Source organism: Ramlibacter cellulosilyticus, assembly GCF_014297465.1.
GTDB lineage: Bacteria > Pseudomonadota > Gammaproteobacteria > Burkholderiales > Burkholderiaceae_C > Ramlibacter > Ramlibacter cellulosilyticus.
In genome coordinates this window covers 50,343-74,581 of sequence record NZ_JACORT010000010.1, presented here as the reverse complement: position 1 = coordinate 74,581, position 24,239 = coordinate 50,343, and the positions used below count along the sequence as shown (strand labels likewise).

At 70.7% G+C, this 24,239-nt stretch carries 23 protein-coding genes; 12 read left to right on the top strand and 11 right to left on the bottom strand.

Annotated elements, in window-relative coordinates; translation table 11 throughout:
* Positions 1–2: 2 nt before the first annotated feature.
* The 4 genes from H8N03_RS20620 to H8N03_RS20605 all read right to left on the bottom strand — a co-directional run bounded on the left by H8N03_RS20620 (position 3) and on the right by H8N03_RS20605 (position 4,916).
* Positions 3–1,271: a URC4/urg3 family protein gene (locus tag H8N03_RS20620; RefSeq protein ID WP_187078112.1), complete on the bottom strand. Its 1,269-nt coding sequence runs from the start codon at positions 1,269–1,271 to the stop codon at positions 3–5.
* Positions 1,268–2,515 carry a GTP cyclohydrolase II gene (locus tag H8N03_RS20615; RefSeq protein ID WP_187078111.1) on the bottom strand — a complete coding sequence of 416 codons (1,248 nt, stop codon included), beginning with the start codon at positions 2,513–2,515 and terminating at the stop codon, positions 1,268–1,270. Before H8N03_RS20615 ends, H8N03_RS20620 begins: the two co-directional genes overlap by 4 nt.
* Positions 2,516–2,584: 69 nt before the next feature.
* Entirely contained in the window at positions 2,585–3,124 is a 540-nt protein-coding gene (locus tag H8N03_RS20610) for an REP-associated tyrosine transposase (protein ID WP_187078110.1), read from the bottom strand.
* A 271-nt stretch (positions 3,125–3,395) separates the two neighbouring features.
* Positions 3,396–4,916: a helicase HerA-like domain-containing protein gene (locus H8N03_RS20605; RefSeq protein WP_187078109.1), complete on the bottom strand. Its 1,521-nt coding sequence runs from the start codon at positions 4,914–4,916 to the stop codon at positions 3,396–3,398.
* Positions 4,917–4,978: 62 nt separating this feature from the next.
* Between H8N03_RS20605 and H8N03_RS20600 the strand changes: the two genes are divergently transcribed.
* The 8 genes from H8N03_RS20600 (at position 4,979) to H8N03_RS20565 (ending at position 11,018) form a co-directional block, all read left to right on the top strand.
* Positions 4,979–5,704 carry a YebC/PmpR family DNA-binding transcriptional regulator gene (locus tag H8N03_RS20600; protein ID WP_187078108.1) on the top strand — a complete coding sequence of 242 codons (726 nt, stop codon included), beginning with the start codon at positions 4,979–4,981 and terminating at the stop codon, positions 5,702–5,704.
* 85 nt (positions 5,705–5,789) lie between these two features.
* On the top strand, positions 5,790–7,070 hold the full coding sequence (purD, locus tag H8N03_RS20595) for a phosphoribosylamine--glycine ligase (RefSeq protein WP_187078107.1): 1,281 nt from the start codon (positions 5,790–5,792) through the stop codon (positions 7,068–7,070).
* Between the two features lie 4 nt (positions 7,071–7,074).
* Entirely contained in the window at positions 7,075–7,989 is a 915-nt protein-coding gene (hemF, locus tag H8N03_RS20590; RefSeq protein WP_187078106.1) for an oxygen-dependent coproporphyrinogen oxidase, read from the top strand.
* Positions 7,986–8,585, top strand: a complete 600-nt coding sequence (gene nadD, locus H8N03_RS20585; RefSeq protein WP_255428316.1) for a nicotinate (nicotinamide) nucleotide adenylyltransferase — start codon at positions 7,986–7,988, stop codon at positions 8,583–8,585. Before hemF ends, nadD begins: the two co-directional genes overlap by 4 nt.
* Positions 8,585–9,247: a ribosome silencing factor gene (gene rsfS, locus H8N03_RS20580; protein WP_187078105.1), complete on the top strand. Its 663-nt coding sequence runs from the start codon at positions 8,585–8,587 to the stop codon at positions 9,245–9,247. The genes nadD and rsfS overlap by 1 nt, the downstream gene beginning before the upstream one ends.
* A gap of 2 nt (positions 9,248–9,249) precedes the next feature.
* Positions 9,250–9,717, top strand: coding sequence for a 23S rRNA (pseudouridine(1915)-N(3))-methyltransferase RlmH (gene rlmH / locus H8N03_RS20575; protein ID WP_187078104.1), 468 nt, complete (start codon positions 9,250–9,252; stop codon positions 9,715–9,717).
* The gene (locus H8N03_RS20570) at positions 9,710–10,315 is read left to right on the top strand and encodes a Maf family protein (RefSeq protein WP_187078103.1); all 606 of its coding nucleotides are present in this window, start codon (positions 9,710–9,712) and stop codon (positions 10,313–10,315) included. The genes rlmH and H8N03_RS20570 overlap by 8 nt, the downstream gene beginning before the upstream one ends.
* Before the next feature lie 85 nt (positions 10,316–10,400).
* Positions 10,401–11,018 (top strand): hypothetical protein, encoded by a 618-nt coding sequence (locus H8N03_RS20565; protein WP_187078102.1) that lies wholly within the window; start codon positions 10,401–10,403, stop codon positions 11,016–11,018.
* Positions 11,019–11,079: 61 nt separating this feature from the next.
* Here H8N03_RS20565 and H8N03_RS20560 read toward each other — a convergent pair whose 3' ends face one another.
* From H8N03_RS20560 to H8N03_RS20550, 3 genes are all read right to left on the bottom strand, one after another.
* Entirely contained in the window at positions 11,080–11,985 is a 906-nt protein-coding gene (locus H8N03_RS20560; RefSeq protein WP_187078101.1) for a DUF2950 family protein, read from the bottom strand.
* Between the two features lie 34 nt (positions 11,986–12,019).
* The gene (locus H8N03_RS20555; RefSeq protein WP_187078100.1) at positions 12,020–13,324 is read right to left on the bottom strand and encodes a DUF3300 domain-containing protein; all 1,305 of its coding nucleotides are present in this window, start codon (positions 13,322–13,324) and stop codon (positions 12,020–12,022) included.
* A gap of 85 nt (positions 13,325–13,409) precedes the next feature.
* On the bottom strand, positions 13,410–14,816 hold the full coding sequence (locus H8N03_RS20550; RefSeq protein WP_187078099.1) for a PAS domain-containing protein: 1,407 nt from the start codon (positions 14,814–14,816) through the stop codon (positions 13,410–13,412).
* Positions 14,817–14,879: 63 nt separating this feature from the next.
* On the opposite strand from H8N03_RS20550, the gene rng reads away from it, so the two are divergent.
* Complete coding sequence (gene rng / locus H8N03_RS20545; RefSeq protein ID WP_187078098.1) at positions 14,880–16,355, top strand: ribonuclease G; 1,476 nt, start codon at positions 14,880–14,882, stop codon at positions 16,353–16,355.
* Between the two features lie 6 nt (positions 16,356–16,361).
* Here rng and H8N03_RS26660 read toward each other — a convergent pair whose 3' ends face one another.
* Genes H8N03_RS26660 through msbA form a run of 4 tightly spaced genes read right to left on the bottom strand, consistent with a single transcriptional unit; the run spans position 16,362 to position 21,230 of the window.
* The gene (locus H8N03_RS26660) at positions 16,362–17,549 is read right to left on the bottom strand and encodes an O-antigen ligase family protein (protein ID WP_187078097.1); all 1,188 of its coding nucleotides are present in this window, start codon (positions 17,547–17,549) and stop codon (positions 16,362–16,364) included.
* 38 nt (positions 17,550–17,587) lie between these two features.
* Positions 17,588–18,349 carry a glycosyltransferase family 25 protein gene (locus H8N03_RS20535; protein WP_187078096.1) on the bottom strand — a complete coding sequence of 254 codons (762 nt, stop codon included), beginning with the start codon at positions 18,347–18,349 and terminating at the stop codon, positions 17,588–17,590.
* The gene (locus tag H8N03_RS20530; RefSeq protein ID WP_187078095.1) at positions 18,346–19,425 is read right to left on the bottom strand and encodes a glycosyltransferase family 9 protein; all 1,080 of its coding nucleotides are present in this window, start codon (positions 19,423–19,425) and stop codon (positions 18,346–18,348) included. Before H8N03_RS20530 ends, H8N03_RS20535 begins: the two co-directional genes overlap by 4 nt.
* Positions 19,422–21,230: a lipid A export permease/ATP-binding protein MsbA gene (gene msbA / locus H8N03_RS20525; protein WP_187078094.1), complete on the bottom strand. Its 1,809-nt coding sequence runs from the start codon at positions 21,228–21,230 to the stop codon at positions 19,422–19,424. Before msbA ends, H8N03_RS20530 begins: the two co-directional genes overlap by 4 nt.
* 82 nt (positions 21,231–21,312) lie before the next feature.
* Between msbA and H8N03_RS20520 the strand changes: the two genes are divergently transcribed.
* Genes H8N03_RS20520 through tolB form a run of 3 tightly spaced genes read left to right on the top strand, consistent with a single transcriptional unit; the run spans position 21,313 to position 24,226 of the window.
* The gene (locus tag H8N03_RS20520) at positions 21,313–22,071 is read left to right on the top strand and encodes a glycosyltransferase family 2 protein (RefSeq protein WP_187078093.1); all 759 of its coding nucleotides are present in this window, start codon (positions 21,313–21,315) and stop codon (positions 22,069–22,071) included.
* A 5-nt stretch (positions 22,072–22,076) separates the two neighbouring features.
* The gene (locus tag H8N03_RS20515) at positions 22,077–22,922 is read left to right on the top strand and encodes a glycosyltransferase (protein ID WP_187078092.1); all 846 of its coding nucleotides are present in this window, start codon (positions 22,077–22,079) and stop codon (positions 22,920–22,922) included.
* 17 nt (positions 22,923–22,939) lie between these two features.
* A complete protein-coding gene (gene tolB / locus H8N03_RS20510; protein ID WP_435531677.1) occupies positions 22,940–24,226 on the top strand; it encodes a Tol-Pal system beta propeller repeat protein TolB in 1,287 nt (428 codons plus the stop codon).
* Positions 24,227–24,239 lie beyond the last annotated feature (13 nt).

The following is a 24,239-nucleotide window of genomic DNA, read 5'->3' as shown; positions in this document are numbered from 1 at the left end:
TCTCAGAAGAGAGTTCCGTCGCTCGCGATCTTCAGTGGCGGCAGGCCGTTGCGATGCTTCGCGGCCAGCTCGCGTCCCGCGGCCCAGGTGCCGCCTTCGAGCACGCAGGCGAGCGGCAGGCGCTCCGCGTCGAGGTGCAGCAGCTTGCGCACCTCCACGGCGACTTCGTCGAGCAGCGCCACGGTGAGGGCGCGCCATTCCACGACCAGTTCGTCGCCCGCCTGCCAGGTCTGCTGCGCCATGCCTTCGTCGCGCAGGCGCAGCACGCCGCCATCGAGCAGCAGGCCGCCGTTGCGGTACTCGGGCAGCCCCGTGAGCTGGTCGACGCCGCGCACCTGCACGCCGGACCACGCGATGGGCTCCAGCAGCGAGTAGGTGAGCCATTGCGAGAGCTTGTGGAACGGCACCCAGCCATCGGTGAGCCCTTCGCCGCGCACGGCCTCGTGACGCCAGCAATCCCCCAGCGGGACGCCGTCGATCTCGTTGCCGGACGGCCAGATGCCGGAGCACGTGAGCAGGATCTGCGACAGCACGTCGTGCGCGGCGACGTCGGCGGTGTACGGCACGTCGGGCGCCGGCGAGAGGATCTGCGTGTAGATGCCGGATGGGCGGGGCACCACCTGGCCGAAGACCTCGGGCTGCTCCTGCATCACCTCGCCGAGGCGGCGCAGCAGGATGGCGCGGCCTTCCAGGCCGACCATCGTGTTGTTCTCGCGCACCTGGAACACGCCGGCCAGGTGGTCGGTGAGCACCGAACGCAGGCCTTCGGCATCGACGCGCAGGGGATGGTTCCTGTCGCTGGAGAACAGGCCGCTCGTGAACGCGTGGAAGCTGGCGACCGCGAGGCCTTCCGAGCGCGTGTAGGCCTGGCCGGTGGCGGGCTCCACGTACTTCCAGTCCGGGCCAGCGCCGGCATCGAGCAGTACGCTGACGAAGGTGAGGTCGAACATCGCCTCGCCGCGCACCGCCTTGGGCACGTCGCCGAGCAGGCGCTCGAGCTGCGCGCGGCGATCGACGCCGCCGGCTTCGAGGTGGCGCCAGCGGCTGTGGAACGGGATGTGGCCCTTCGGGTAGCGCTGGCGGGTGAGGTCGGCCACGAGGCGGGCGGTGCCGGGCAGGGCGCCGTCGTCCACGGTGAACCACCGCGACTGGCCGGCGCGTGCGCGGTCCAGCAGTTGCCGGCAGCGTTCGCGCACGGTGTGCGTGCGGCGCAGGATCGTCGCGGCTTCCTCGGCCCTCGGGTTGCCGCCGACGAAGTGGGCATCGCTCATAAGGCGCGCCCCTTCGTTTCCTTCAGCGTCCTCGCATCGGGCACGACGTCGGGGGTGAAGTAGCCGGCGGCCTTCTTGGCCTCCATCTCCACCTGTGCATCGGCGGGGATCAGCTCCGCAGGGATGTCGACGCGCTCGCCGACCTCGATGCCCGAGCCCGTGATCGCGTCGTATTTCATGTTGCTCATGGAGACCAGGCGGTGGATCTTCCTGATGCCGAGCCAGTGCAGCACGTCGGGCATGAGTTCCTGGAAGCGCATGTCCTGCACCCCTGCCACGCACTCGGTGCGCGCGAAGTACTGGTCGGCGGTGTCGCCGCCCACCTGGCGCTTGCGCGCGTTGTAGACGAGGAACTTGGTGACTTCGCCGAGCGCGCGCCCTTCCTTGCGCGAGTAGGCCACCAGGCCCACGCCGCCGCGCTGCGCGCCCTGGATGCATTCCTCGATGGCATGGGTGAGGTAGGGGCGGCAGGTGCAGATGTCGGAGCCGAACACGTCGGAGCCGTTGCACTCGTCGTGCACGCGGGCGGTGAGTTCCACGTCGGGGTTCGCGAGGTCGCGTGCATTGCCGAAGATGTAGATCGTCTGCCCGCCGATGGGGGGCAGGAACACCTCGAGGTCGCTGCGCGTGACGAGCTCCGGGTACATGCCGCCGGTCTCCTCGAAGAGCACGCGGCGCAGGTCGGACTCGGAACAGCCGAAGCGCTTCGCCACGCCGGGCAGGTACCACACCGGTTCGATCGCGGCCTTGGTCACGCAGGCGGCCCCGCCTTCCAGGAGGATGCGGTTGTCGGGCTTGAGGCGCCCCTTCTGGATGGCCTCGATCACCTCGGGCAGGATGACGTGGGCCTTGGTCACGGCGATGGTCGGCCGGATGTCGTAGCCGGCCGCGAGTTCGTTGGCGAACACCTCCGCGACGGTGGCACCCCACGGGTCGAGGCTCACGATCTTGCCGGGGTCGGTCCACTGCGGGTAGGGGCCGATCTGGTCGGTGGGCGCGGTGTTCGTGAGGTCGGCCTTGTGGTCGCGATTGAGCGCGCCGGCCGCGACGGCGAGGGCGCGATAGACGCTGTACGAGCCGCTGTGGGTGCCGATCACGTTGCGGTGGCTGCGCTTCGTGGTCGTGCCCACGATCGGGCCGCGCTCCGCCGGCGTGGACGCGCCCCACCGGATCGGCAGGGCCCCCTGGCCGCTGGCATGCGAAGTCAGCCGGATGTGGCGGGGAGCGGAAGGATCAGCAGCCATCGTGTCTCGCAGGGAGCCAAAAACCCACTCTAGCAAAGCGCGGGCCACAGCGCGATGGCCATGGCAGGGCTACTCGCCGAACTCGCCCTCGATGGCGGCGCTGATGCCCCAGTCCGCCGGCAGTTTCCCCTCGCGCACGAAGCGGTGCAGGCTGGAGTAGGGCCAGTCTCGCGCGCGCAACACCCACCCGTGCTTCACGGGATTGAAGTGGATGTAGTCGACGTGGCGCGCGAAGTCGGCCTCGTCGGTGACCTGGTGTTCCCAGAAGCGGCGCTGCCAGACGGAGCGCTCGCCGCGGCGGCCTTTCGGTTTCTCTGCCTCGGGCGCGAGCACGCCCAGTTCCGTGAGCCTTCGCGTGAAGGACTGCTTCAGCAGCATCCAGCGCGTGGAGTAGTCGCCGTCGTCGACCGGCAGGCGCCAGAGGGCGTGGATGTGTTCGGGGAGGACGACCATGGCTTCGATGTCGAAGGGGTGGCGTTCCTTCACGGTGCGCAGGCAGGCGCGCAGTTCCGTGACGTGGTCCACCAGGTAGCGGGCGCCGCGGTCCTGCAGGGTGAGGGTGAAGAAGAAGGTGGCGCCGGCGGCGTCGGCGCGGATGTAGTTGGGCATGGTGGCCCCATAACGGGCGACGAGCCGGACCCGCAGCGGCAGTTTGCGTGGCGGCGTGTGTGATCGGGTGCCGATCGGTGGGGTGTCCGAGGCTCGACTTCGTCTTCTCTTCGGGCTACGTGCCGGCCTGCCGGCACTCGAACGCGTCGCTCACCTTCCGGCGCTGGCGCGCCGCCACCCTACGAATGCGGCGTCCACGACTCCTGTAGGGTGGGGCGGCGAAAGCCGCCGTCGGTGAGTGAAACGAACCCCACCGATCGGCGCCTGCGCCCTACCGCTTCTTCCCTCCGAGGATGCTCCCCAACACCCCCCGCGCGATCTCCCTTCCCACGGAACTCCCCACCGTGCGGATCGCGGACTTCGCGAAGCTCTCCACGAGGCCTTCTCGCTTGCCGCCGCGCGGCCCCGTCGACCCGAAGAGGACGTCCGACAGCCCGCCGAACATGCCGCCGCCAGGAGACGCGGCGCCGGCCGTGCCGCCCGTGCTCCCCGCCGCCCCCGCCGCCGCCGCTTCCGCCGCGCGCCCCTTCAGCTTCTCGTAGGCCGACTCGCGGTCTTCCGCCTTCTCGTAGACCCCGGCCACGACGGAATTCGCCAGCAGAGCCTTGCGCTGCTCCGGCGTGATCGGCCCGATCTGGCTGCCGGGCGGCACCACGTACAGGCGCTCGGTCACGCTCGGGCGCCCTTTCTCGTCGAGGAAGCTCACCAGCGCCTCGCCCACCGCGAGCTCCGTGATCGCCGTCGCGATGTCCAGCCCCGGCTTCTGCCGCATGGTCTCCGCCGTCGCCCTCACCGCCTTCTGGTCGCGCGGCGTGAAGGCGCGCAGCGCGTGCTGCACGCGGTTGCCCAGTTGCGCGAGCACCGAGTCGGGGATGTCCAGCGGGTTCTGCGTCACGAAATACACGCCGACGCCCTTGGACCGCACCAGCCGCACGACGAGCTCGATGCGCTCCACCAGCACCTTGGGTGCCTCGTCGAACAGCAGGTGCGCCTCGTCGAAGAAGAACACCAGCTTGGGCTTGTCCAGGTCGCCCACCTCGGGCAGCGTCTCGAACAGCTCCGAGAGCATCCACAGCAGGAAGGTGGCGTACAGGCGCGGGGAGTTCAGCAGCTTGTCCGCGGCGAGGATGTTCACCACGCCGTGCCCCTGGGCATCGGTCTGGATGAAATCCGCGATGTTGAGCATGGGCTCGCCGAAGAACCTGTCGCCGCCCTGCGCCTCGATCTGCAGCAGCCCGCGCTGGATCGCCCCGACGCTCGCCGCGCTGATGTTTCCGTATTCCGTGGTGAATTGCTTGGCGTTGTCGCCCACGTGCTGCAGCATCGCCCGCAGGTCCTTCAGGTCCAGCAGGAGCAGGCCGTTCGCGTCGGCGATCTTGAAGACGATCTGCAGCACGCCGGCCTGCGTGTCGTTCAGGTTCAGCATGCGGGCGAGCAGCAGCGGGCCCATGTCCGTGATCGTCGCCCGCACCGGGTGGCCTTGCTCGCCGAAGACGTCCCACAGCGTGGTCGGGCAGGCGAGGGGCTCCGGCTCGGGGAGGCCCCGCTCCCTGATCGCCGCGGCCAGCTTGCCCTCGAGCTTGCCCGCCTGGCTGATGCCGGTGAGGTCGCCCTTGATGTCGGCCAGGAAGACCGGCACGCCGATGCGGCTGAAGCTTTCCGCCAGTTTCTGCAGGGTGACGGTCTTGCCGGTCCCCGTCGCCCCCGTCACCAGCCCGTGCCGGTTGGCCAGCGCGGGGAGGAGGTGCGCCTGCGTCTTGCCGTTCTGGGCGATCAACATCGGTTCGGCCATGGGTGCGAAAAGTAGAATGGGGGGATCCAGCAAGATTAACGCAGAAGAGCAAGGAAGCATCCGTGGCCGGTCACAGCAAATGGGCGAACATCCAGCACCGCAAGGGTCGCCAGGACGAGAAGCGGGGCAAGATCTGGACGCGGGTCATCCGTGAAATCATGGTCGCGGCGCGCCAGGGCGGCGGCGACGTCAAGGACAACCCCCGCCTGCGCCTCGCGGTGGACAAGGCCAAGGCGGCGAACATGCCCGCCGACACCATCAAGCGCAACATCGACAAGGCCACGGGCAACCTCGAAGGCGTGAACTACGAGGAAATCCGTTACGAGGGTTACGGCATCGGCGGCGCGGCCATCATCGTGGACACCATGACGGACAACAAGGTCCGCACCGTGGCCGAAGTGCGCCACGCCTTCAGCAAGTACGGCGGCAGCATGGGCACCGAAGGCTCCGTGGCCTTCCAGTTCCGCCACGTCGGCCAGCTGATCCTGGCGCCCGGCACCAGCGAGGACAAGGTGATGGAAGTCGCCCTGGACGCCGGGGCCGAGGACGTCATCACCGATGCAGACGGCGCCATCGAGGTGCTGACCGCGCCCGGCGACTTCGAGAAGGTGAAGAACGCGCTGGACGCCGCCGGCCTGAAGGCCGAAGTGGCCGAAGTGACGATGCGGCCCGAGAACACCATCGAACTGGCCGGCGACGAGGGCCAGCGCATGCAGAAGCTGCTGGACATGCTGGAAGACCTCGACGACGTGCAGAACGTCTACACGAACGCCGAGATCGCTGAATGACCGGCCCCCACGCTCCGCACTTCGTGTCGTCGCTGCCCCCCGAGGGGGCGCGCGACCTCCATGGGGCGGCCCGGCGGAGGTCGCGATGAAAGTCCTCGTGATCGGCGGCGGCGGGCGCGAACATGCGCTCGCGTGGAAGCTCGCACAGTCGCCGAAGGTGCAGGCCGTGTACGTCGCGCCCGGCAACGGCGGCACGGCGCTGGATCCGCGCCTGGAGAACGTGCCCATCACCGACCTGCGGCAGCTGCGCGACTGGGCGCTGAAGCAGAAGATCGCGCTGACGGTGGTCGGCCCCGAGGCCCCGCTCGCCGCCGGCGTGGTGGACGACTTCCGCGCCCACGGCCTGCGCATCTTCGGGCCGACGCAGGCCGCCGCGCAGCTGGAAAGCTCCAAGGCCTTCTCGAAGGCCTTCATGGTGCGGCACAAGATTCCCACGGCGGAATACGAGACCTTCAGCGACGCAGCCGAAGCCCACGCCTACGTGGACCGCAAGGGCGCACCCATCGTGGTGAAGGCCGACGGCCTCGCCGCCGGCAAGGGCGTCGTGGTCGCCATGACGCCGGCCGAGGCGCACGAGGCGATCGACTTCATGCTCCTGGACAACAAGCTGGGCGTCTCGCACAACGCGGGCGGCGCCCGCGTCGTCATCGAGGAGTTCCTGCAGGGCGAGGAAGCGAGCTTCATCGTCCTGTGCGACGGCAAGAACGTGGCGGCGCTGGCGACCAGCCAGGACCACAAGCGCCTGCAGGACGGCGACCAGGGCCCCAACACGGGCGGCATGGGGGCCTATTCCCCCGCGCCGGTCGTGACGCCCGAGGTGCATGCGCGCGCCATGCGCGAGATCATCCTGCCCACCGTGCGCGGGATGGAGAAGGACGGCATCCCGTACACCGGCTTCCTCTACGCCGGCCTCATGATAGCCGCGGACGGCCACCCGAAGACGCTGGAGTTCAACTGCCGCATGGGCGACCCCGAGACGCAGCCGATCATGATGCGGCTGAAGTCCGACCTGTACGACGTGATGATGGCCGCCACTTCCGGCACGCTGGACCAGGTGGAGCTGCAGTGGGACCGCCGCACCGCGCTCGGCGTCGTGATGGCCGCGGGCGGGTACCCGATGGATCCGCGCAAGGGCGACGTGATCCACGGACTGCCGAAGGACACCGAGGACGCCGTCGTCTTCCACGCGGGCACCGCGCCGAAGGACGGCCAGACGGTCACCGCCGGCGGCCGCGTGCTGTGCGTGACGGCCCTGGCCGACACGGTGAAAGCCGCGCAGGCGCACGCGTACGACGTGCTGCGCCACATCACCTTCGACGGCGCGCAATACCGCCGCGACATCGGCCACCGCGCCGTGAAGGGTTAGCCCGGTGGACCAGCACCGCGACGCGGTCCGCGCGTACCTCTGGGACCTGCAGCAGCGCATCACCGACGCCTTCGGCGCCATCGACGGCCAGCCCTTCCGCGCCGACCTCTGGCAGAAGGAGCCGGGCGAGCCGCTGCAGGGCGGCGGCCGCACGATGATCCTGGAAGGCGGCAAGGTGTTCGAGCGCGCCGGCTGTGCCTTCTCGCAGGTCACGGGACCGAAGCTGCCTCCCTCGGCCACGCAGCACCGCCCCGAGCTGGTCGGCGCCGGGTTCGAGGCGATGGGCGTGTCGCTCGTCTTCCATCCGCGCAACCCGTACGCCCCCACCGTGCACATGAACGTGCGCATGCTGGCCGCACTGCCGAAGGATGCCGAGCCGGTGTACTGGTTCGGCGGCGGCATGGACCTCACGCCGTACTACGGCGAGGAAGAGGACGCGGTGCACTTCCACCGCACCTGCCGCGACAGCCTGGCGCCTTTCGGCGCCGACAAGTACCCGCGCTTCAAGGCCTGGTGCGACGAGTATTTCTTCCTCAAGCACCGCAACGAGGCGCGCGGCATCGGCGGCATCTTCTTCGACGACTTCTTCGAGCAGGGCTTCGCGAACAGCTTCGCGCTGCAGCGCTCGGTGGGCGATGCCTTCATCGCGGCCTACCGGCCCATCCTCGAACGCCGCAAGGACAGGCCATACTCGCAGCGCGAGCGCGACTGGCAGCTGCTGCGCCGTGGCCGCTACGTCGAGTTCAACCTCGTCTGGGACCGCGGCACGCACTTCGGCCTGCAGTCGGGCGGCCGCACCGAGTCCATCCTGATGTCGATGCCGCCGCACGCGAGCTGGGCCTACCAGCAGCAGCCGGAAGCCGGTTCGCGCGAAGAGGAGCTCCTGCGCCGCTTCCTGCCGCGAAGGGACTGGGTTTGAGCCCGCCCCTGCAGCGCGTCGGCATGTTCGGCGGCGCCTTCGACCCGCCGCACCGCGCGCACGCCGTGCTCGCACGCGCCGCCGTGGAGCAGCTCGGGCTGGACCGGCTCTACGTCTTCCCGACGGGCCAGGCCTGGCACAAGGACCGCGCGCTCACGCCCGCGGAGCACCGGCTCGCCATGGCGAAGCTGGCCTTCGCCGCCATCCCGGCCGTGCAGGTCGACGACCGCGAGCTGGAGCGCACCGGCCCCACCTACAGCATCGATACCCTGCGCGAGCTCCAGGCCGGGCATCCCGCTGCGCAGCTCTACCTGCTCATGGGCGAGGACCAGGCCGCGAGCTTCACGCGCTGGCACGCGTGGCAGGACATCGCCCAGCTCGCCGTGCTGGCCGTCGCCGGCCGTGGCTCGGGCGAGGGCGTCCGTGCCCTGCAGGCCTTGCCCGGCGTGCGCGTGCATTCCCTTGGCCTCCCGCAGATGCCCGAGAGTGCCACCGACATCCGCGCCCGGCTGACAGCGGGGCAGGACATCTCCGCGCTGGTTGAGCCGGCCGTTGCCCGTTATATTGCCTCCCATTCTCTTTACACCACCGCCTGATGACGACTGAAACCGCCGCGAAGAAGGACACGCAGAAACTCCAGAGGGCCATCGTCGATGGCCTCGAAGACGTGAAAGGCCAGGACATCCAGGTCTTCAACACCGAGCACCTGTCCCCCTTGTTCGAGCGCGTCATCGTGGCGTCGGGCACGTCGAACCGGCAGACGAAGGCGCTGGCCTCCAGCGTGATCGACGCCGTGCGCGAGGCCGGCTTCCCGAAGCCGCGCATCGAGGGCGAGGAGAACGGCGAATGGATCATCGTGGACTGCGGCGCCGCCGTGGCGCACATCATGCAGCCCGCCATCCGCCAGTACTACCACCTGGAGGAGATCTGGGGCGAGAAGCCGGTGCGCGTGCGCGTCGGCCTGCCCAAGCCTGCCGCTCCCGCGAAGAAGGCCGACGCCGCTCCTGCCGCGAAGAAGGCCGCGAGCCCGTCCCTGCGCCGCAGCAGCGCGGTGAAGACGGCGGAGCGTGACGCCAAGGCCGCCGAAGCGAAGAAGACGCCCGCGAAGAAGGCTCCCGTGAAGGGTGCCGGCGCGAAGAGCACCGCCCGCACCGCGGCCGGCAAGGCGGCGCTGAAGGCCCCGGCCGGCAAGGCGCCGACCAGGAAGGCGCCCGCGAAGAAGGCCGCAGCGAAGAAGGCTCCGGCCCGCAAGTCCTGAGCATGCGCCTGCTGGTCGTGGCCGTGGGCCAGCGCGTGCCCGACTGGGCGCAGGTGGCCTGGGACGACTACGCCAAGCGCTTCCCGCCCGAGCTGAAGCTCGAACTCAAGGCCGTGAAGACGGAGCCGCGGGCGTCCAAGACGCTGCAGTCTCTGCTGGCCGCCGAACGCGAGCGCATCGAAGCGGCGATCCCCAGGGGCGCGCGGGTCGTCGCCCTCGACGAACGCGGCACCGCGCTCACCACCATGGCCCTGGCGGGCAAGCTCAAGGAGTGGCAGCTGGAAAACGACGCCGTCGCGCTCGTGATCGGCGGGCCGGACGGGCTGGACCCGGGCTTCCGCCAGGCGGCGCACGAGCGCGTGCGCCTCTCCGACCTCACGCTGCCGCACGCCATGGTCCGCGTGCTGCTCGCCGAACAGCTCTATCGCGCCTGGTCCATCAACGCCGGCCACCCTTACCACCGTGAGTGACTTCGTCTACCTCGCCTCGCAGAGCCCGCGCCGGCGCCAGCTCCTCGAACAGATCGGCGTCCGCTACGAGCTGCTGCTGCCCGACGACGACGAGGACAGCGAAGCGCTCGAGGAGGTGCATCCCGGCGAGGCGCCGGCCGCCTACGTGCGGCGCGTCACGGGACTGAAGCTCGACGCCGCGCTCGCGCGCCTGAAGCGGCGCGGCCTTCCCGCCGCGCCCGTGCTGTGTTCGGACACCACCGTGGCGCTGGGACGCACGATCTACGGCAAGCCGCGGGACGCGCAGGATGCCGCGCGCATGCTGCGCGAGCTGTCGGCGCACACGCATCGCGTGCTCACCGCGGTAGCTGTGCAGGCGGGACGCAGGCGGCTGGCCGACCTCAACGATTCGCGCGTGACCTTCGCGGCGATGACGCCCGCGCAGATCCGCGCCTACGTCGCGAGCGGCGAGCCCCTGGGCAAGGCCGGCGCGTACGCCGTGCAGGGCCGCGCCGCCGCGCACATCGTGCGCATCGCGGGCTCGTACACCGGCATCATGGGCCTGCCGCTGCACGAGACGGCGCGGCTGCTGCAGGCCGCCGGCGTGCGCATGCAGTGAGCGCGGTGGGACCTAGGTCCCATGGACGCGGCGCGGGGCGGCCGCGATCCTCGAAAGGTTTCCATTCCTTTCCAGGAGAAGTCCGATGCGCATCCGTTCCCGTTCGACCCAGCTGCTGGCCCTGGCCTTCGTGGCCGCCGCCAGCCTGCCCGCGGCCGCCCAGAAGCCCGCCGGCGACACGCCCGCGGCCACGTTCAGCGGCGGCGCGGCCACGGCGCCCGGCAAGGCCATGGCCGACGGAACGCTGAAGACCAGCGCGACGGTCGTCGGCATCGAGGCGGCCACCCGCACCGTGACGCTGAAGCGCCAGGACGGCAAGGTCGTGTCCATTCCGCTGGGCGAGGATGTGCGCAACTTCGACCAGCTGAAGGTCGGCGACAAGGTGAGCGTGGAGTACTCGCAGGCGATCGCGCTGGAGCTGAAGAAGACGAAGGGCGTCGCTGGCGCGGCCGAATCCGGCAAGCTGACGCGTTCGCAGCCGGGCCAGAAGCCGGGCGGGCAGGCCGTGCGCGAGGTGGAGGTGCTCGCCGACGTGGTGCAGGTCGACGCGAAGAAGAAGCTCGTCACGCTCAAGGGCCCGGCCGGAAACATGGTGGACCTCGCCGTGGAGGACCCGGAGCAGCTGAAGAACATCAAGAAGGGCGACCAGGTCCTGGCGCTCTACCGCGAATCGCTGGCCGTGAAGGTGGAGGCGGCGAAGTAGGCGGGCCGGCGCGCACGAGGAAAAGGCCCCGCTCGCGGCCTTCTTCATGCGCGTGCGCGGCTCACGGCGCCGGCGGCACTTCCTTCCACCCCGCCGGATCGAAGCTCGTGATCGCCGGGGCCTTCGGCCCCAGGTTGCGCTCGTAGAGCCTGCCGTTGTGGCTGATCATGAAGCTCATGATCCCCGTCTTGCCCCATTCGGCCGGCGTCGCGATCGCGGCGAAGCCCGCGATCATGCGGCCGTTGATCACGTAGCTGTAGGCACCCCCGGGTGCGCTCGCCCCCTGGCGCGTGAGGATGCGGAAGCGGTAGCCGCCGTAGGGCTCGCCTTCCTTGTGGCCGGCCAGCTCGGTGGATGCGGCGGCCACCAGCGGGCCGAGCGGGCTCTGCTCCTCGGCGCGCGCGGCATCGGCGGGCCAGTACAGGCCGTCGCGCTTGCCCGGCGAGCTCCCGAGCTTCGTCGCGTACTGCAGCACGCCGTCGCCGTCGCGGTCCGCCTGCGCGTACGTGCGCTGCGCATCGACGATCGCGTTCATCACGTAGATCGCATTGCGCTCGTTGGCGCCGATGCGGCGGTTGGTCAGCTCCTCGATGCCCTGCTCGGTGGCGAAGCGCCAGCCCAGGCCTTCGCGCACGATCGGGATGGCGAAGGGCCAGTCCTGCGCGCCCATGCGCAGGATGCGCCGGTCGGCACCCAGCTCCTCCAGGCGCTGGCGGGTGGCAAGGGCCCGGGCGGCCTCGGCACGGCGCGCGGTGTCGTACGCGGGATCGCCGCTGCTCACGACTTCGCGGTACTTCTCGCCGAAGAGGGCGCCGAGCGCCGCGTCGTCGTTGGCCTGCAGCGCGCGCAGCAGCGCATCGGCGGCCGCTTGCGGGTTGGGGAAGGTGGTCTGCTGCGCGCTGGACGCAAGGGGCAGCAGCAGCGCGGCGGCGAGCACCAGCGGGCGGAGGCGGGAAGGGTGTTGCATCGCGGGCATCCTGTTGATCGGCATGTCGGGTCTCCTATCGGCGTCCGCCGCCACCGCCGCGGCCACCGCCGCCCCCGCGCGCGCCGCCGCCGCCGCCCGAAGGACGCGGTGCGGCGGAGCGCGAGGCGCCTGCGCTGGGCGAAGGCCGCGATCCCGCGCTCACGCCCGCGGAGCCGCGGCTGGCCGCGCCGCGCGAGCTGTCCATCTGCGTCTGCCGCGCCGAGCCCATGTTGTCGAAGCCGCCACCGCCCCCGCCGCTCGGCCGGTTGGCGGGCTGCGGACTGGGCCGCGCACCGGCGCCGGCACCCGCGCCGCCGCCGAAATTGCCGCCACCGGCTCCGGCGCCGCCGCCGAAGTTGCCGGAACCCGCACCGAGCGCGCTGCCGCTGCCGCCCGGACGCGCGTCGCCCGCGCGTGCGCGGTTGCCCGCGCCCACCGAGTTGCTGACCTGGCCCGGCTTCTTGTTGGACGTCCACTTCGTCGACTGCCCGCGGTTGCCGCTGCCGACGTTGGTACGGTCGCCGCCGGACACGTTCGTGCGATCGCCACGGTTGATCGTCGTGTTGCGGTCGCCGCGGTCGATGTTGATGGTGTTGTTGCCGCCGTTCCAGTCGCCGTGGTAGTGGCCGCCGTTCCAGGCGGCGCCCAGGGCCGCGCCCCAGATGACGCCGGTGGCGAACGCGGCGCCGGGCGCATACGGATACCAGTACGAAGGGTAGGGCGCGGGATAGTAGGTGTAGGCCGGATAGCCGCCGGCGACCACCACCGTGGACGGGTTGTACGTCGGCACGTAGACCACCTCGGGATTCGCCGGGGCGATCGTGATGATCTCCTGTTCGACGACGACCTTGGTCTTGTCGTCCGACTTCAGGTTGCCCGCCTGCTGCGCGCGCCGGCGAAAGTGCTGCACGGCCTCCATGACCTCGCCGGTGTCCGCGACCACCGCCTCGCCCAGCTGCGTGGTCCAGTCGAGGTCGCGGCTCATCATCTTCACGATGTCCGGGTAGTTGCACAGCGTCTTCACCGCGTCGTCCCACTGCGCGTTGAGTTCCAGCTTCGGGTTGGCCTTGCGCTGGTCCAGGAAGCGGTCGGCCTGGACGATCTGCAGCGGGTTGGTCGAGGCCGGCAGGATCACCGCGACGAGGTCGTCCGGGTACAGCGCGATGGGGCCCACGAGCTGCTCCAGCTCCTGCGCGTTGAGGGGCGCCGCCGCCGTGACCGGCGCAGCGGGCGCCTGGGCGGCCGCTGGCAGGGGGACGAAGGCGGCCAGGGCGGCTGCGGCCGCGATGGCTCGGAGGGCAAGCGGCACGCCGCAGCGCCGCAGGGTTAGGCACGACATGCCGCAGAGGCTAGGCCCCGCCTCCAGCACGGCCAATGGGACCTTGGTCGTATCGGGTGCGAGGCAGCGGGCGCTGCCCCGCGCGTCAGGCGGGCATCGCTTCGGGGACGAGGCCCACGATCTCGCCGCGCGCGTTGGCGACGGGGCGGATCGAGAAGCGGAAGCTGCGCTCGCCGGCAGGCAGCTTCACGGCGAGCGTGCCGCGTACGGTGCGGCCCTGGCGCGCCTCCTCCACCGCGGCCCGGATGCGTTCCGGCGCGCCTGCGGTCGCCGTGAACCACGGTGTCTCCCAGAAGGGGCGGCCCACCACTTCCTCCAGCCGGCAGCGGATGGCGTTCAGCGCCGTGGGGTTCGCATCGCGCAGGATGCCGTCCGCATCCATGAAGCCCTGGAAGATCATGTCCGTCGCGAACGCGGCGCGCAGCCGGTCGGCGGCGGCCTGCTGCGCCTCGAGCGCCCGCGTGAGTTCCGCCGTGCGGCTCTTCACCTGCGCCTCGAGCGTCTCGTTGAAGCGGCGCAAGGCCAGGCGAGCGCGTTGTTCGGCCTCCATCAGCGACGCGAGCCGCGCGCGTTCCTCCCCGAGCTGCCAGTTCGACAGGCGCAGCGCCGACTCGGCCCGCGCGCGCTCGGTGACGTCGGTGGCCAGCACCAGCACGCCGTCCACCTCGCCGGCGGCATCGCGCATCGGCTGGTAGATGAAGTCCAGCACGCGTTCCTCCACCGGGCCTTCGGCGGCGCGCTGCAGTTTCACCTTGGCGCCGGCGCCGATGTAGGGTTCGCCCGTGTGCAGCACGCCGTCCAGCAGTTCCAGGAAGCCTTGCTCCACCACCTCGGGCAGCGCATCGCGCAGAGGCTTGCCGACGAGGTCGCGGCCGCCCACCAGGGCGAGGTAGGCATCGTTGGCGAACTCGAAGGTGTGCGACGTCCCGCGCAGCAGCGCCACCGGCACGGGTGCCTGCCGGAACATCTCGCGCCAGCGGGCGAGTTCGGCCTCGCGCCGTCGCCGTGCCAGCACGAGCTGCGTGATCTCGTTGCCCTGGTTGAAGATGCCGGCGACGCTGTGGTCCGGGTTGCGGATGGCCGTGATGCTGTAGTTCCACCAGGTCTCGCGCGGCTGGCCGCCGCGCACCATGGGCAGCATCTCCTCGTACAGGGCCATCCCCTCGCCGGTTTCCATCAGCCGCGTGAACTGCGGCCCGACGATGTCCCAGATGTCCGACCAGCCCACGCGCGCGGGCTGCCCCAGCATCCAGGGATGCTTCTCCGCGGGGATCACCGACCAGGCATCGTTGTAGAGGACGTGCAGGTCCGGCCCCCAGTAGATCGCGGTGGGGAAGCTCGAATTCAGGCAGAGGCTGAGCGCCATGCGCAGCGCTTCGGGCCAGCGCTCGGCAGGCCCGAGCGGATGGCTCGCCCAGTCGAAGGCGCGAATGCGCTCGCCCATGGCGCCGCCGCCTTCCAGGAACTTGAGAACGGGTGGGGACGCGGGCATGGAGGAACCGCCCAGTGTAGCGGCTCCTGCGTTATCCTGTGGCCGAGGAGCGCCCACAAGAAGATGCAGCAGGACATCCTGGTGAACTGGTCGCCGCAGGAAACGCGGGTGGCGATCGTCGAGAACGGCGCCGTGCAGGAACTGCACGTCGAGCGGACGCTCGAGCGCGGGCTGGTGGGGAACATCTACCTCGGCAAGGTGGCGCGCGTGCTTCCGGGCATGCAGTCGGCCTTCATCGACATGGGCCTGGAACGGGCTGCCTTCCTGCACGTCGCGGACGTGTGGCAGCGCCAGCCCGAGGGCGAGCCGCCCGCCGTGGCGCGCAACGGCCAGCCGCAGGTGCCGATCGAGAAGCAGGTGTTCGAAGGCCAGGCGCTCATGGTGCAGGTGATCAAGGACCCGATCGGCACCAAGGGCGCGCGCCTGTCCACGCAGGTCAGCATCGCCGGCCGGCTGCTGGTGTTCCTGCCGCAGGACGACCACGTCGGCGTGTCGCAGAAGATCCCGGCGGACCAGCGCGACGCGCTGCGGCGCCGCCTGAACAAGCTCGTGGGACCGGAAGGCGGCGGCTTCATCCTGCGCACCAACGGCGAGGAGGCGAGCGACGCGGAGCTGGCGGAGGACATCGCCTACCTGCGCAAGACCTGGGCGCGCATCCGCGAGACGGCCACGCGGCTGCCGCCGCCTTCTCTGCTGCACCAGGACCTGAATCTGCTGCAGCGCGTGCTGCGCGACCTCGTGACCGACGGGACGCAGACGATCCGCATCGACTCGCGCGAGCAGTTCGCGCTGCTCTCCGACTTCGGGCGCGAGTTCATGCCGGCCGCCGCCGCGAAGCTGCAGCTTTACAAGGGCGAGCGCCCCATCTTCGACCTGTACTCGGTGGACGAGGAGATCGAGCGCGCGCTCAGCCGCCGCGTGGACCTCAAGTCGGGCGGCTACCTCATCGTCGACCAGACCGAGGCGCTGACCACGATCGACGTCAACACCGGCGGCTACGTCGGCTCGCGCAACTTCGACGAGACGATCTTCAAGACCAACCTGGAGGCCGCGCAGGCCATCGCGCGGCAGCTGCGCCTGCGCAACCTGGGGGGCATCATCATCGTCGACTTCATCGACATGCAGCGCGAGGACCACCGCGAGGCGGTGCTCTCGGAGTTCCGCAAGCAGCTCGCCCGCGACCGCGTGAAGACCATGTCCGGCGGCTTCTCGCAGCTGGGGCTGGTGGAGATGACGCGCAAGCGCACGCGCGAATCGCTCGCGCACATGCTGTGCGAGCCCTGTCCCTCGTGCATGGGCAAGGGCACGGTGCGCACGCCGCGCACGGTGGCCTACGACATCCTGCGCGAGATCCTGCGCGAGGCGCGCCAGTTCAACCCGCGCGAATACCGCGTGATCGCGGCGCCCAAGGTGATCGAGCTGTTCCTCGACGAGGAGAGCCAGCACCTCGCCGGGCTGTCGGACTTCATCGGCAAGCCGATCTCGCTGCAGAGCGAGTCCGCCATGGGGCCCGAGCAGTACGACATCGTGCTGCTCTGAGGCCGTTCAGCCCGCGGGCGCGCCTTCGCGCTCCCGCGCAAGCATGGCCCCGACCCACATGTAGAGGAAAGTGCCTTCGGCGAAGGTGGAGAAGTGCGAGCTCGCCATGCTGGTGAGGCACCAGGACGCGAGCACGCCGAGCCCCAGCAGCCGCCAGGGCGCCGATGCGGGCTGGCGCAGCGAGGCGGCGAGCAGCGCGAGGAACACGGCGAGGCCGACGACGCCCTGTTCCGCGGCGATCTTCATGAACTGGTTGTGCGGATCGGCCGCGGGGGTGGCGGCGACGCCCGTGCGGCCCACGATGGTGGTGAGGTAGACGTGCTCGAAGCTGGCCGTGCCCCACCCGAACACCGGCCGCTGCTCGATCAGCGAGACGGTGTTGATCCAGAAGATGGGCCGCATGCCCATGGACGTGACGGTCGTGTGCGTGTCGTAGTTCAGCGCCTCGTTCAGCGCCTCCTGCACGCGGTCGCGCGACTGCGGGCTCGCGACGAGGGCGCCCGCGGTCAGCAGCACGGCGGCGGCGGTGGCGGCCAACTTGCCGGCCGTGCCGGTGCGCCCGAACCAGGCGCTGTTCCATGCGAAGAGCGCCATGCAGGCCAGCAGCACGAGGTAGCCGCTGCGGGCCTGGCCGACCACGACCACGTTGAGCGCGAGGAACGCGGCCGCGGCCAGCAGCGCGGCGCGCCAGCGGCCCGCGCGCGGTTCGGTGGCCAGGCAGGCCGCCGCGAACGCCGCCGCGGCGAACAGCATGCCCTGGGTGCCGTGGTTGCGCGCGACGATGCCGGCAAAGTCGTTCGGGAAGAAGCGGATGTCCAGCCCGAAGGACACGAAGGAGACCACCGCCAGCAGCGAGGCGGCCGCGACCAGGCCCGCCGCCATCTGCCGCTTCGCCGCGGGTTCGTCGAAGAGGCTCATGGCGATGGGCAGGAAGAGCAGCTTGCGCCAGGAGCCCAGCGCCACGAGCCCCTCGTGCGCCGGCGCGGCGCTGTACGTGATGGCGATCGCCAGGACGAGGAAGAAGGCCAGCGCCGCCAGCGCCATCGGCTGCCGCAAGGTCGCCCACAGCCGCTGGCGCAGGTCGCGCGAGAAGAGGACGAGCAGCACCACCAGGAACTCGCAGGTGTTGGTGAGCGGCGGCGAGACCATCAGCGCGACGACCGCGACCACCAGCAGCCAGCGGGCGATCGCCACGGGCTGAACCGGGGAGGAGGGACGGGCGGGGGCAGGGATCATGGCTTGCGGAGACCGAGTCGCAGGAGCAGGCGCAGACGCCACTCGCGCAGGCGCCGGCGCTGGAACTTGTTCCAGCGGTTGCGCAGGATGTTGAAGGCGCGGCTGTGCTTCAGCCGCTGCGCGTCGAGGACGCTGTCGAACAGGCCGACGACGCTGCCCTGTTCGACGATCGGGTGGCGCAGCCAGTACTGCGCCGTGCCGCACTCGCGGTCGATGCGCTGCATCAGGTGGTCGGCGGCGAGCGTCACCTTGTTGCGCTCCAGCCAGGCCAGGCGGCGGCGCATCGCCTCGAGGTCGTGCACGCAGCCTTCCGCGGTGGCCAGCGGCATGGCGACGAGCGGGCCGCGCGCGAGCAGGTAGCTGTCGGGGACCTTGGTGTCCAGGCCGCCCAGGAACACCAGCCATCCGGGCGCGAGGGCGTCGGCGGCCCGCATCGCTTCGGCGAAGCGGGCGGCGAAGTCCGGCGCCAGGACGGCGTCGTCCTCCAGCACCAGCACGCGCCGCCACCCGTGCGCGACGGCTTCGCGCCAGACCTGGATGTTCTTCAGCACCAGCGACTGGTGCGCGGCGCGCATGTCGGAGGGCGCGAAGGTCGCCGCGACGAGCGCGGGGTCCATGGTGGCCGCGTCGTGGTCGAACATGAAGCGGAACGCTATGCCGTGGCGCGCGAGCTCGCGCTCGATGTGCGCATGCCGCTGCGCGAAGCTGCGCACCGACAGCACGTACACCGCATCGACGAGGTCGTTGATCGTGCTCATAGGCGGCGCAGCGCCTCCTGCAGGACCCGTTGGGCCGGAATGGATTCCAGGCATTCGCTGCGGCTGTGGAGGTGGTCGTCGCAGCCGGCGCGGCCGCAGGGCACGCAGTCCTGCGAACCCTGGAACAGGGTGACGTTGCCCACCTGCTGGATGGGAACCACGCGCGCGAAGCGCGTGTCGCCTTGCGCCTGCGCCGGCCACGGCGCCCAGCGCTGCGGGTTCGTGGGGCCGAAGACGGCGAGCACCGGCACGCCGACGCTCGCGGCCAGGTGTGACACCGACGTGTCCGGGCCGATGTAGAGCGCGGCGCGGGACAGCAGCGTGCGCACCTGCGTGAAATCGAGGCGGCCGGACACGTCCAGCAAGGCCGGCGCCGTGCCCAGGTCGCGCAGCGCCGCGACGCATTCCTGGTCGCGCGCGCTGCCGCTGCCGGTGAGCACCACCTGGTGGCCCGCGGCAAGCAGGCCGGCCACCAGTTCCCGGTACTGCGCCAGCGGCCACTGCTTGTACGCCCACATCGAGGGCGCGTGCACGACGACGGGCCGCGGCCCGAGCCGTGCCTGCACGTCCGCGGGCAGGTCGCCGCCGGCGGGCGGCACCACCCGCGGCGCCGGCAGGGGGTCGACCCACGGGGCGAGCAGCTCCATCTTCTCCGCGACGACGTGCACCTCGCCGCGGTCGCCCGCGATGGGCACCGCATGCCGCAGCAGCGCCTTCTTCCACCAGTTGCTGCCGCCTTCCTCCGGCACGAGGCCGCTGCGCACGCGCGCGGCCACGAGCGCCAACAGGTGCGCGCGGTCGCTGGGCTGCGCGACGAGGCCGAGGTCGTAGCGGCGGAACAGGCGCTTCAGCAGCCGCCATCCCCCCGCCCAGCCCAGGCGCGCCGGCACTTCGATCACGCCGGAGACGGCAGGATTGCCGTGCAACATGCCGCCCGTGCCGGCGAAGGCCAGCACGTCGATGCGCGCCGCCGGCCAGCGCTCGTGCGCCGCCGCGATCAAGGGGGTCGTCAACAGCACGTCGCCGATCTGCCGCGTCACCACCACGAGGATGCTGCGCACCTCGCCGGTCTTCATGCCTCGACGCCGGAGCGCTGCAGCGAGTGCAGCCGCGCATAGAGCCCGCCGGCGGCGATCAGCTCCGCGTGCGGACCCGACTCCGCCACGCGCCCGTGGTCCAGGACCACGACGCGGTCCGCGTGCTCGATGGTGGAGAGGCGGTGCGCGATGATGATGCAGGTGCGGCCCGCCATCAGCCGCTGCAGCGCTTCCTGCACCAGGCGTTCGGATTCGTTGTCGAGGGCGGAGGTCGCCTCGTCCAGGATCAGCAGCGGCGCGTCCTTGTAGACGGCGCGGGCGATGGCCAGGCGCTGGCGCTGGCCGCCGGACAGCATGGCGGCGTTGTGGCCCACCGGCGTGGCGATGCCTTGCGGCAGCTGCGCCACCAGCGCGCCGAGGTTCGCGGCCTCGAGCGCGTGGCGCACGCGGGCCTCGTCCACCTCCTGCCCGAGCGCCACGTTGGCGGCGAGCGTGTCGTTGAACATCACCACGTCCTGGCTGACCATGGCGAACTGCCGTCGCAGCGCGTGCAGGTCCCAATCGCGGATGTCGTGGCCATCGAGCAGCAGCCGGCCCTCGCCGATCTCGACGAAGCGGGGCAGCAGGTTGGCGAGCGTCGTCTTGCCGGAACCCGAAGGCCCGACCAGCGCCACCACTTCGGCGGGCGCGATGTCCAGCGTCACGTCGTGCAGGGCGGGGCGCGCGGCGCCGGGGTATTGCACGGTGATGCCGCGCAGCTCGAGCTGGCCGCGGGCGCGGGCCGGGGCGTAGCTGCCGCCGCTCTCGGCCGGGACCTGTTCCACCAGGTCGAAGGAGCGCTCCAGCACGGCGAGCGCGCGGGTGATGGGGCTCGTGACCTCGGACAGGCGCTTCACGGGCGCGATCAGCATCAGCATCGCCGCGACGAAGGCGGCGAAGGAGCCGACGGTCATGTCGCTGCGGCTCTGCCACAGCGCGATCATGATCACGATCGACAGCGCCGCCGCCGCGAGCATGTGCATGGTGGGCGTGATGAGCGCCTGCGCCACCGCGGATTTCATGGCCAGGCGGCGCAGCGTCTCGCTGAGTTCGCGGAAGCGGCTGGCCTGCGCCGGCTGCGCCTCGTGCAGGCGCACGATGCGGTTCGCAAGCACGTTCTCCTCCACCGCATACGACAGCGAGATCGTCGCGGCCTGGCTGCTCTTGGCCAGGCGGTAGAGGCGGCGCGACGCCGTGCGCATCAGCCAGGCCACGGCGGGCGCCATGATGCCGACCACAAGCGTGAGCTGCCAGTTCAGGTAGATGAGGTACACCAGCAGCGCGGCGAGCGCGAGGCTGTCCTTCACCAGGCCCGTGAGCGCGTTCACCAGCAGGGTGAGCGCGTTCTGCACCTCGTGCACGATGCTGTTGGAGAGCGAACTGGCCGACTCGCGCGCGAACAGGTCCATCTTCGCGTCGAGGAGGCGCCCGAACAGCGCCTGCCGCAGCGTGAACATGCCTTCGTTGGCGATCTTCGCCAGCGCCACGTCGGCGATGAAGCCGGAGCCGCCGCGCACGGCGAACAGCAGCAGCAGCGCCGCCGGCACCAGCCACAGGTTGAAGCTGCCCTGCACGAAGCCCTTGTCCAGGAACGGCTTCATGAGCGCGGGCATGGCGGGTTCCGTCGCCGCGCCGATCACGGTCGCGACCAGCACCACGACCCACATGCGCCGCACGTGGGAGATGTAGGGGAACACCCGGCGCACGCGTTGCACCAGGCTCTGGGATTCGGGAGGCGGGGAGGGCGGCACCTGCGCACCGGCGGGCGCCGCGGCGGCGTCAGGCACGGCGGAGGGCGCGGGCATAATCGGCAGTCATGCGCGAATTATCCTGCAAAGTCCGGGGTGGCCCGGCCGGCGAGGCACGGTGCGGACGGGCCCCCCGCGGATGACGACGCTCACCGTCACGATCCTCGCGAAGAACGAGGCGGCCAACATCGTCGACTGCGTGCGCTCCTGCCGCTTCGCCGACGAAGTGATCGTGCTCGATTCCGCCAGCACCGACGGCACGGCCGAACTGGCCCGCGCCGAGGGCGCGAGAGTGGTCACCACGCCGGACTGGCCCGGCTACGGCCCGCAGAACAACCGCGCCATCGACCTCGTCACGAGCGACTGGTTCTTCTCCCTCGACGCCGACGAGCGCATCACGCCCGCGCTGGCGGCGGAGATCCGCGCCGCCATCGCGGACACCGACCGCGACGGCTTCCGCGTGCCGCGCACCTCCATGTATTGCGGCCGCTTCATGAAGCACGGTGGCTGGACGCCCGACCACACGTGGCGGCTCGCCCGCCGTGGCAAGGGCCGCTTCACCGAGCACTACCTGCACGCGCACCTGAAGATCGACGGCCCCACCGGCACGCTGAAGGAGCCCATCGTGCACTACAGCTTCCGCACGATGGAGTCCGTGCTGGAGAAGCTGAACCGCTACTCCAGCGCCAATGCGCGCGACATGGTGACGGCCGGCCGCAAGGGCTCGCTGGGCGCGGCCATCGGCCACGGCCTGTGGAGCTTCATCCGGACCTACTTCCTGCAGCTGGGCTTCCTGGACGGCCGCTGGGGCTTCATGCTGGCCGTCTCCAACGCCGAAGGCACGTACTACCGCTACGTGAAGCTGTGGCTCCTGCAATGCCAGGGGGAACAGCGCTGAAGCGCATGCGGACGGCCTTCGTCGTCCTCACCTACAACCGGGCCGACGCGCTCCTCGCGGTGCTGCGCTCGCTCGCGCCGCAATGCGGCGGGGACCATGTCGTCGTGATCGCCGACGACGGCTCGCGCAGCGACCACGTGGAAATGCTGCGGGCGGGCCTGCCGCGCTTTTCCTGTCCGGTGCGCCACGTGTGGCAGCCGGACGTGGGCTTCACCGCGAGCCGTTCGCGCAACCTCGGGGCGGCGCATGCCGGAGCCGACTACGTCGTCTTCATGGACGGCGACTGCGTGCCCACGCCCCACTTCGTGCGCCTGCACGCGCAACTGGCGCAGCCCGGGTGCTTCGTGAACGGCAGCCGGGTGCTCCTGAGCCCGGAGCTCACGCGCGAGGCGGTCGAAGGCCGGGTCGACCTCTCCAGACTGGGCGCCGCGGACTGGCTGCGCCTGCGCCTCGCCGGCGACGTGAACAAGTTGACGCATCTCGCCGCGTGGGCCGGTGCGCCGTTTCGCATCGAGGAACGTTTCCGGTGGAAGGGCATCCGCAGCTGCAACTTCGCGTTGCCCTGGCGCGACTTCGAGGCGGTGAATGGATTTGATGAAATATATTCCGGGTGGGGGCACGAGGATGCGGACCTCGTGCTGCGCCTGCACCACCACGGCAGCCGGCGCAAGAACGGCTTCCTGGGCACCGAGGTCTTCCACCTCTGGCACCGCGAAAGCAGCCGGGAGGGCGAGCAGGCCAACCACGAGCGCGTCCTGGCCCGCATGAAAACGGGCATCATTCGGGCCGAGTCGGGCCTGGCGGAGGCCGCCCGTGCAAAGGATGTCGTCGTGACTGAACTGAACCGATGAACCGAGAACAAAGCAGCATGTCGTCCACGAATTCCCTCAACCGGCGCGGCTGGCTCGCCGTGGCCGGCGCGGCCGCCGCCGGGCCCGCGCTCGCCCAGTTCCGGGTGGAAGTGACCGGCGTCGGCCTCACCCAGCTGCCGATCGCGGTCGTCCCCTTCCGCGGCGAAGGCGAACTGCCCCAGAAGCTCGCGTCCATCGTGCAGGCGGACCTGGAGCGCAGCGGCCAGTTCCGCGCCATCGATCCTGCCGGCGGCGCCGGCCTCGACGAGACCAGCCGCCCCGACCTCGCGCCCTGGCGCCAGAAGACCGCCGACGCGCTGGCGGTGGGCAGCGCCTCCCGCCTGGCCGATGGGCGGTATGACGTGCGCTTCCGCCTGTGGGACGTGGTGCGCGGCCAGAGCCTCGCGGCCGACGGCTTCGTGGTCGTCGCCGCCGACCTGCGGCTGGCGGCCCACCGCATCGCGGACATGATCTACGAGAAGCTCACGGGCGAGAAAGGCGTGTTCTCCACGCGCATCGCCTACGTGACCAAGGCCGGCCCCCGCTACAACCTCTGGGTGGCGGACGCCGACGGCGAGAACGCGCAGTCCGCGCTGGCGAGCACCGAGCCGATCATCTCTCCGGCCTGGTCCGCCAACGGGCGCCAGCTCGCGTACGTGTCCTTCGAGTCGCGCAAGCCGGTGGTGTACGTGCACGACATCGCCACGGGCAACCGCCGCCTGATCGCCAACTTCCGCGGCTCCAACAGCGCCCCGGCGTGGTCGCCCGACGGCCGCACGCTCGCCGTGACGCTCACCCGCGACGGCGGCTCGCAGCTGTACACCATCAGCGCCGGCGGCGGCGAGCCGCGCCGGCTCACGCAGTCCGGCAGCATCGACACCGAACCCCTGTATTCCGCCGACGGCCGCAGCATCTACTTCGTGAGCGACCGCGGCGGCGCGCCGCAGATCTACCGGATGCCCGCGACGGGCGGCGAGGCGCAGCGCGTGACCTTTACAGGGACTTACAACATTTCGCCGGCGCTCAGCCCGGACGGAAGGTGGCTCGCCTACATTTCCCGCGTTGGCGGCGCCTTCAAGCTGCAGGTGATGGAACTCGCGACCGGCAATGTCCAGTCCCTCACGGACAGCACGGCCGACGAAAGCCCGAGCTTCGCTCCCAATGGCCGGCTGATCATCTATGCCACGCGGCAAGGTGCGGCCGAAGCCCTGATGACCACCACCCTGGACGGCAAGATCAAGGCCCGCCTGCCCGGCAAGGGCGGCGACATCCGTGAACCCGACTGGGGTCCTTTCCAACGTTGAACTTTGTGGAGAA

Excerpts from the sequence above, each read along its gene's own strand:
- H8N03_RS20620 (WP_187078112.1), bottom strand. The coding sequence starts at position 1,271 with ATGAGCGATGCCCACTTCGTCGGCGGCAACCCGAGGGCCGAGGAAGCC.
- H8N03_RS20615 (WP_187078111.1), bottom strand. The coding sequence starts at position 2,515 with ATGGCTGCTGATCCTTCCGCTCCCCGCCACATCCGGCTGACTTCGCAT.
- H8N03_RS20610 (WP_187078110.1), bottom strand. The coding sequence starts at position 3,124 with ATGCCCAACTACATCCGCGCCGACGCCGCCGGCGCCACCTTCTTCTTC.
- H8N03_RS20605 (WP_187078109.1), bottom strand. The coding sequence starts at position 4,916 with ATGGCCGAACCGATGTTGATCGCCCAGAACGGCAAGACGCAGGCGCAC.
- purD (WP_187078107.1), top strand. The coding sequence starts at position 5,790 with ATGAAAGTCCTCGTGATCGGCGGCGGCGGGCGCGAACATGCGCTCGCG.
- rsfS (WP_187078105.1), top strand. The coding sequence starts at position 8,585 with ATGACGACTGAAACCGCCGCGAAGAAGGACACGCAGAAACTCCAGAGG.
- rlmH (WP_187078104.1), top strand. The coding sequence starts at position 9,250 with ATGCGCCTGCTGGTCGTGGCCGTGGGCCAGCGCGTGCCCGACTGGGCG.
- H8N03_RS20565 (WP_187078102.1), top strand. The coding sequence starts at position 10,401 with ATGCGCATCCGTTCCCGTTCGACCCAGCTGCTGGCCCTGGCCTTCGTG.
- H8N03_RS20560 (WP_187078101.1), bottom strand. The coding sequence starts at position 11,985 with ATGCAACACCCTTCCCGCCTCCGCCCGCTGGTGCTCGCCGCCGCGCTG.
- H8N03_RS20555 (WP_187078100.1), bottom strand. The coding sequence starts at position 13,324 with ATGTCGTGCCTAACCCTGCGGCGCTGCGGCGTGCCGCTTGCCCTCCGA.
- H8N03_RS20550 (WP_187078099.1), bottom strand. The coding sequence starts at position 14,816 with ATGCCCGCGTCCCCACCCGTTCTCAAGTTCCTGGAAGGCGGCGGCGCC.
- rng (WP_187078098.1), top strand. The coding sequence starts at position 14,880 with ATGCAGCAGGACATCCTGGTGAACTGGTCGCCGCAGGAAACGCGGGTG.
- H8N03_RS20535 (WP_187078096.1), bottom strand. The coding sequence starts at position 18,349 with ATGAGCACGATCAACGACCTCGTCGATGCGGTGTACGTGCTGTCGGTG.
- H8N03_RS20530 (WP_187078095.1), bottom strand. The coding sequence starts at position 19,425 with ATGAAGACCGGCGAGGTGCGCAGCATCCTCGTGGTGGTGACGCGGCAG.
- msbA (WP_187078094.1), bottom strand. The coding sequence starts at position 21,230 with ATGCCCGCGCCCTCCGCCGTGCCTGACGCCGCCGCGGCGCCCGCCGGT.
- H8N03_RS20520 (WP_187078093.1), top strand. The coding sequence starts at position 21,313 with ATGACGACGCTCACCGTCACGATCCTCGCGAAGAACGAGGCGGCCAAC.
- H8N03_RS20515 (WP_187078092.1), top strand. The coding sequence starts at position 22,077 with ATGCGGACGGCCTTCGTCGTCCTCACCTACAACCGGGCCGACGCGCTC.
- tolB (WP_435531677.1), top strand. The coding sequence starts at position 22,940 with ATGTCGTCCACGAATTCCCTCAACCGGCGCGGCTGGCTCGCCGTGGCC.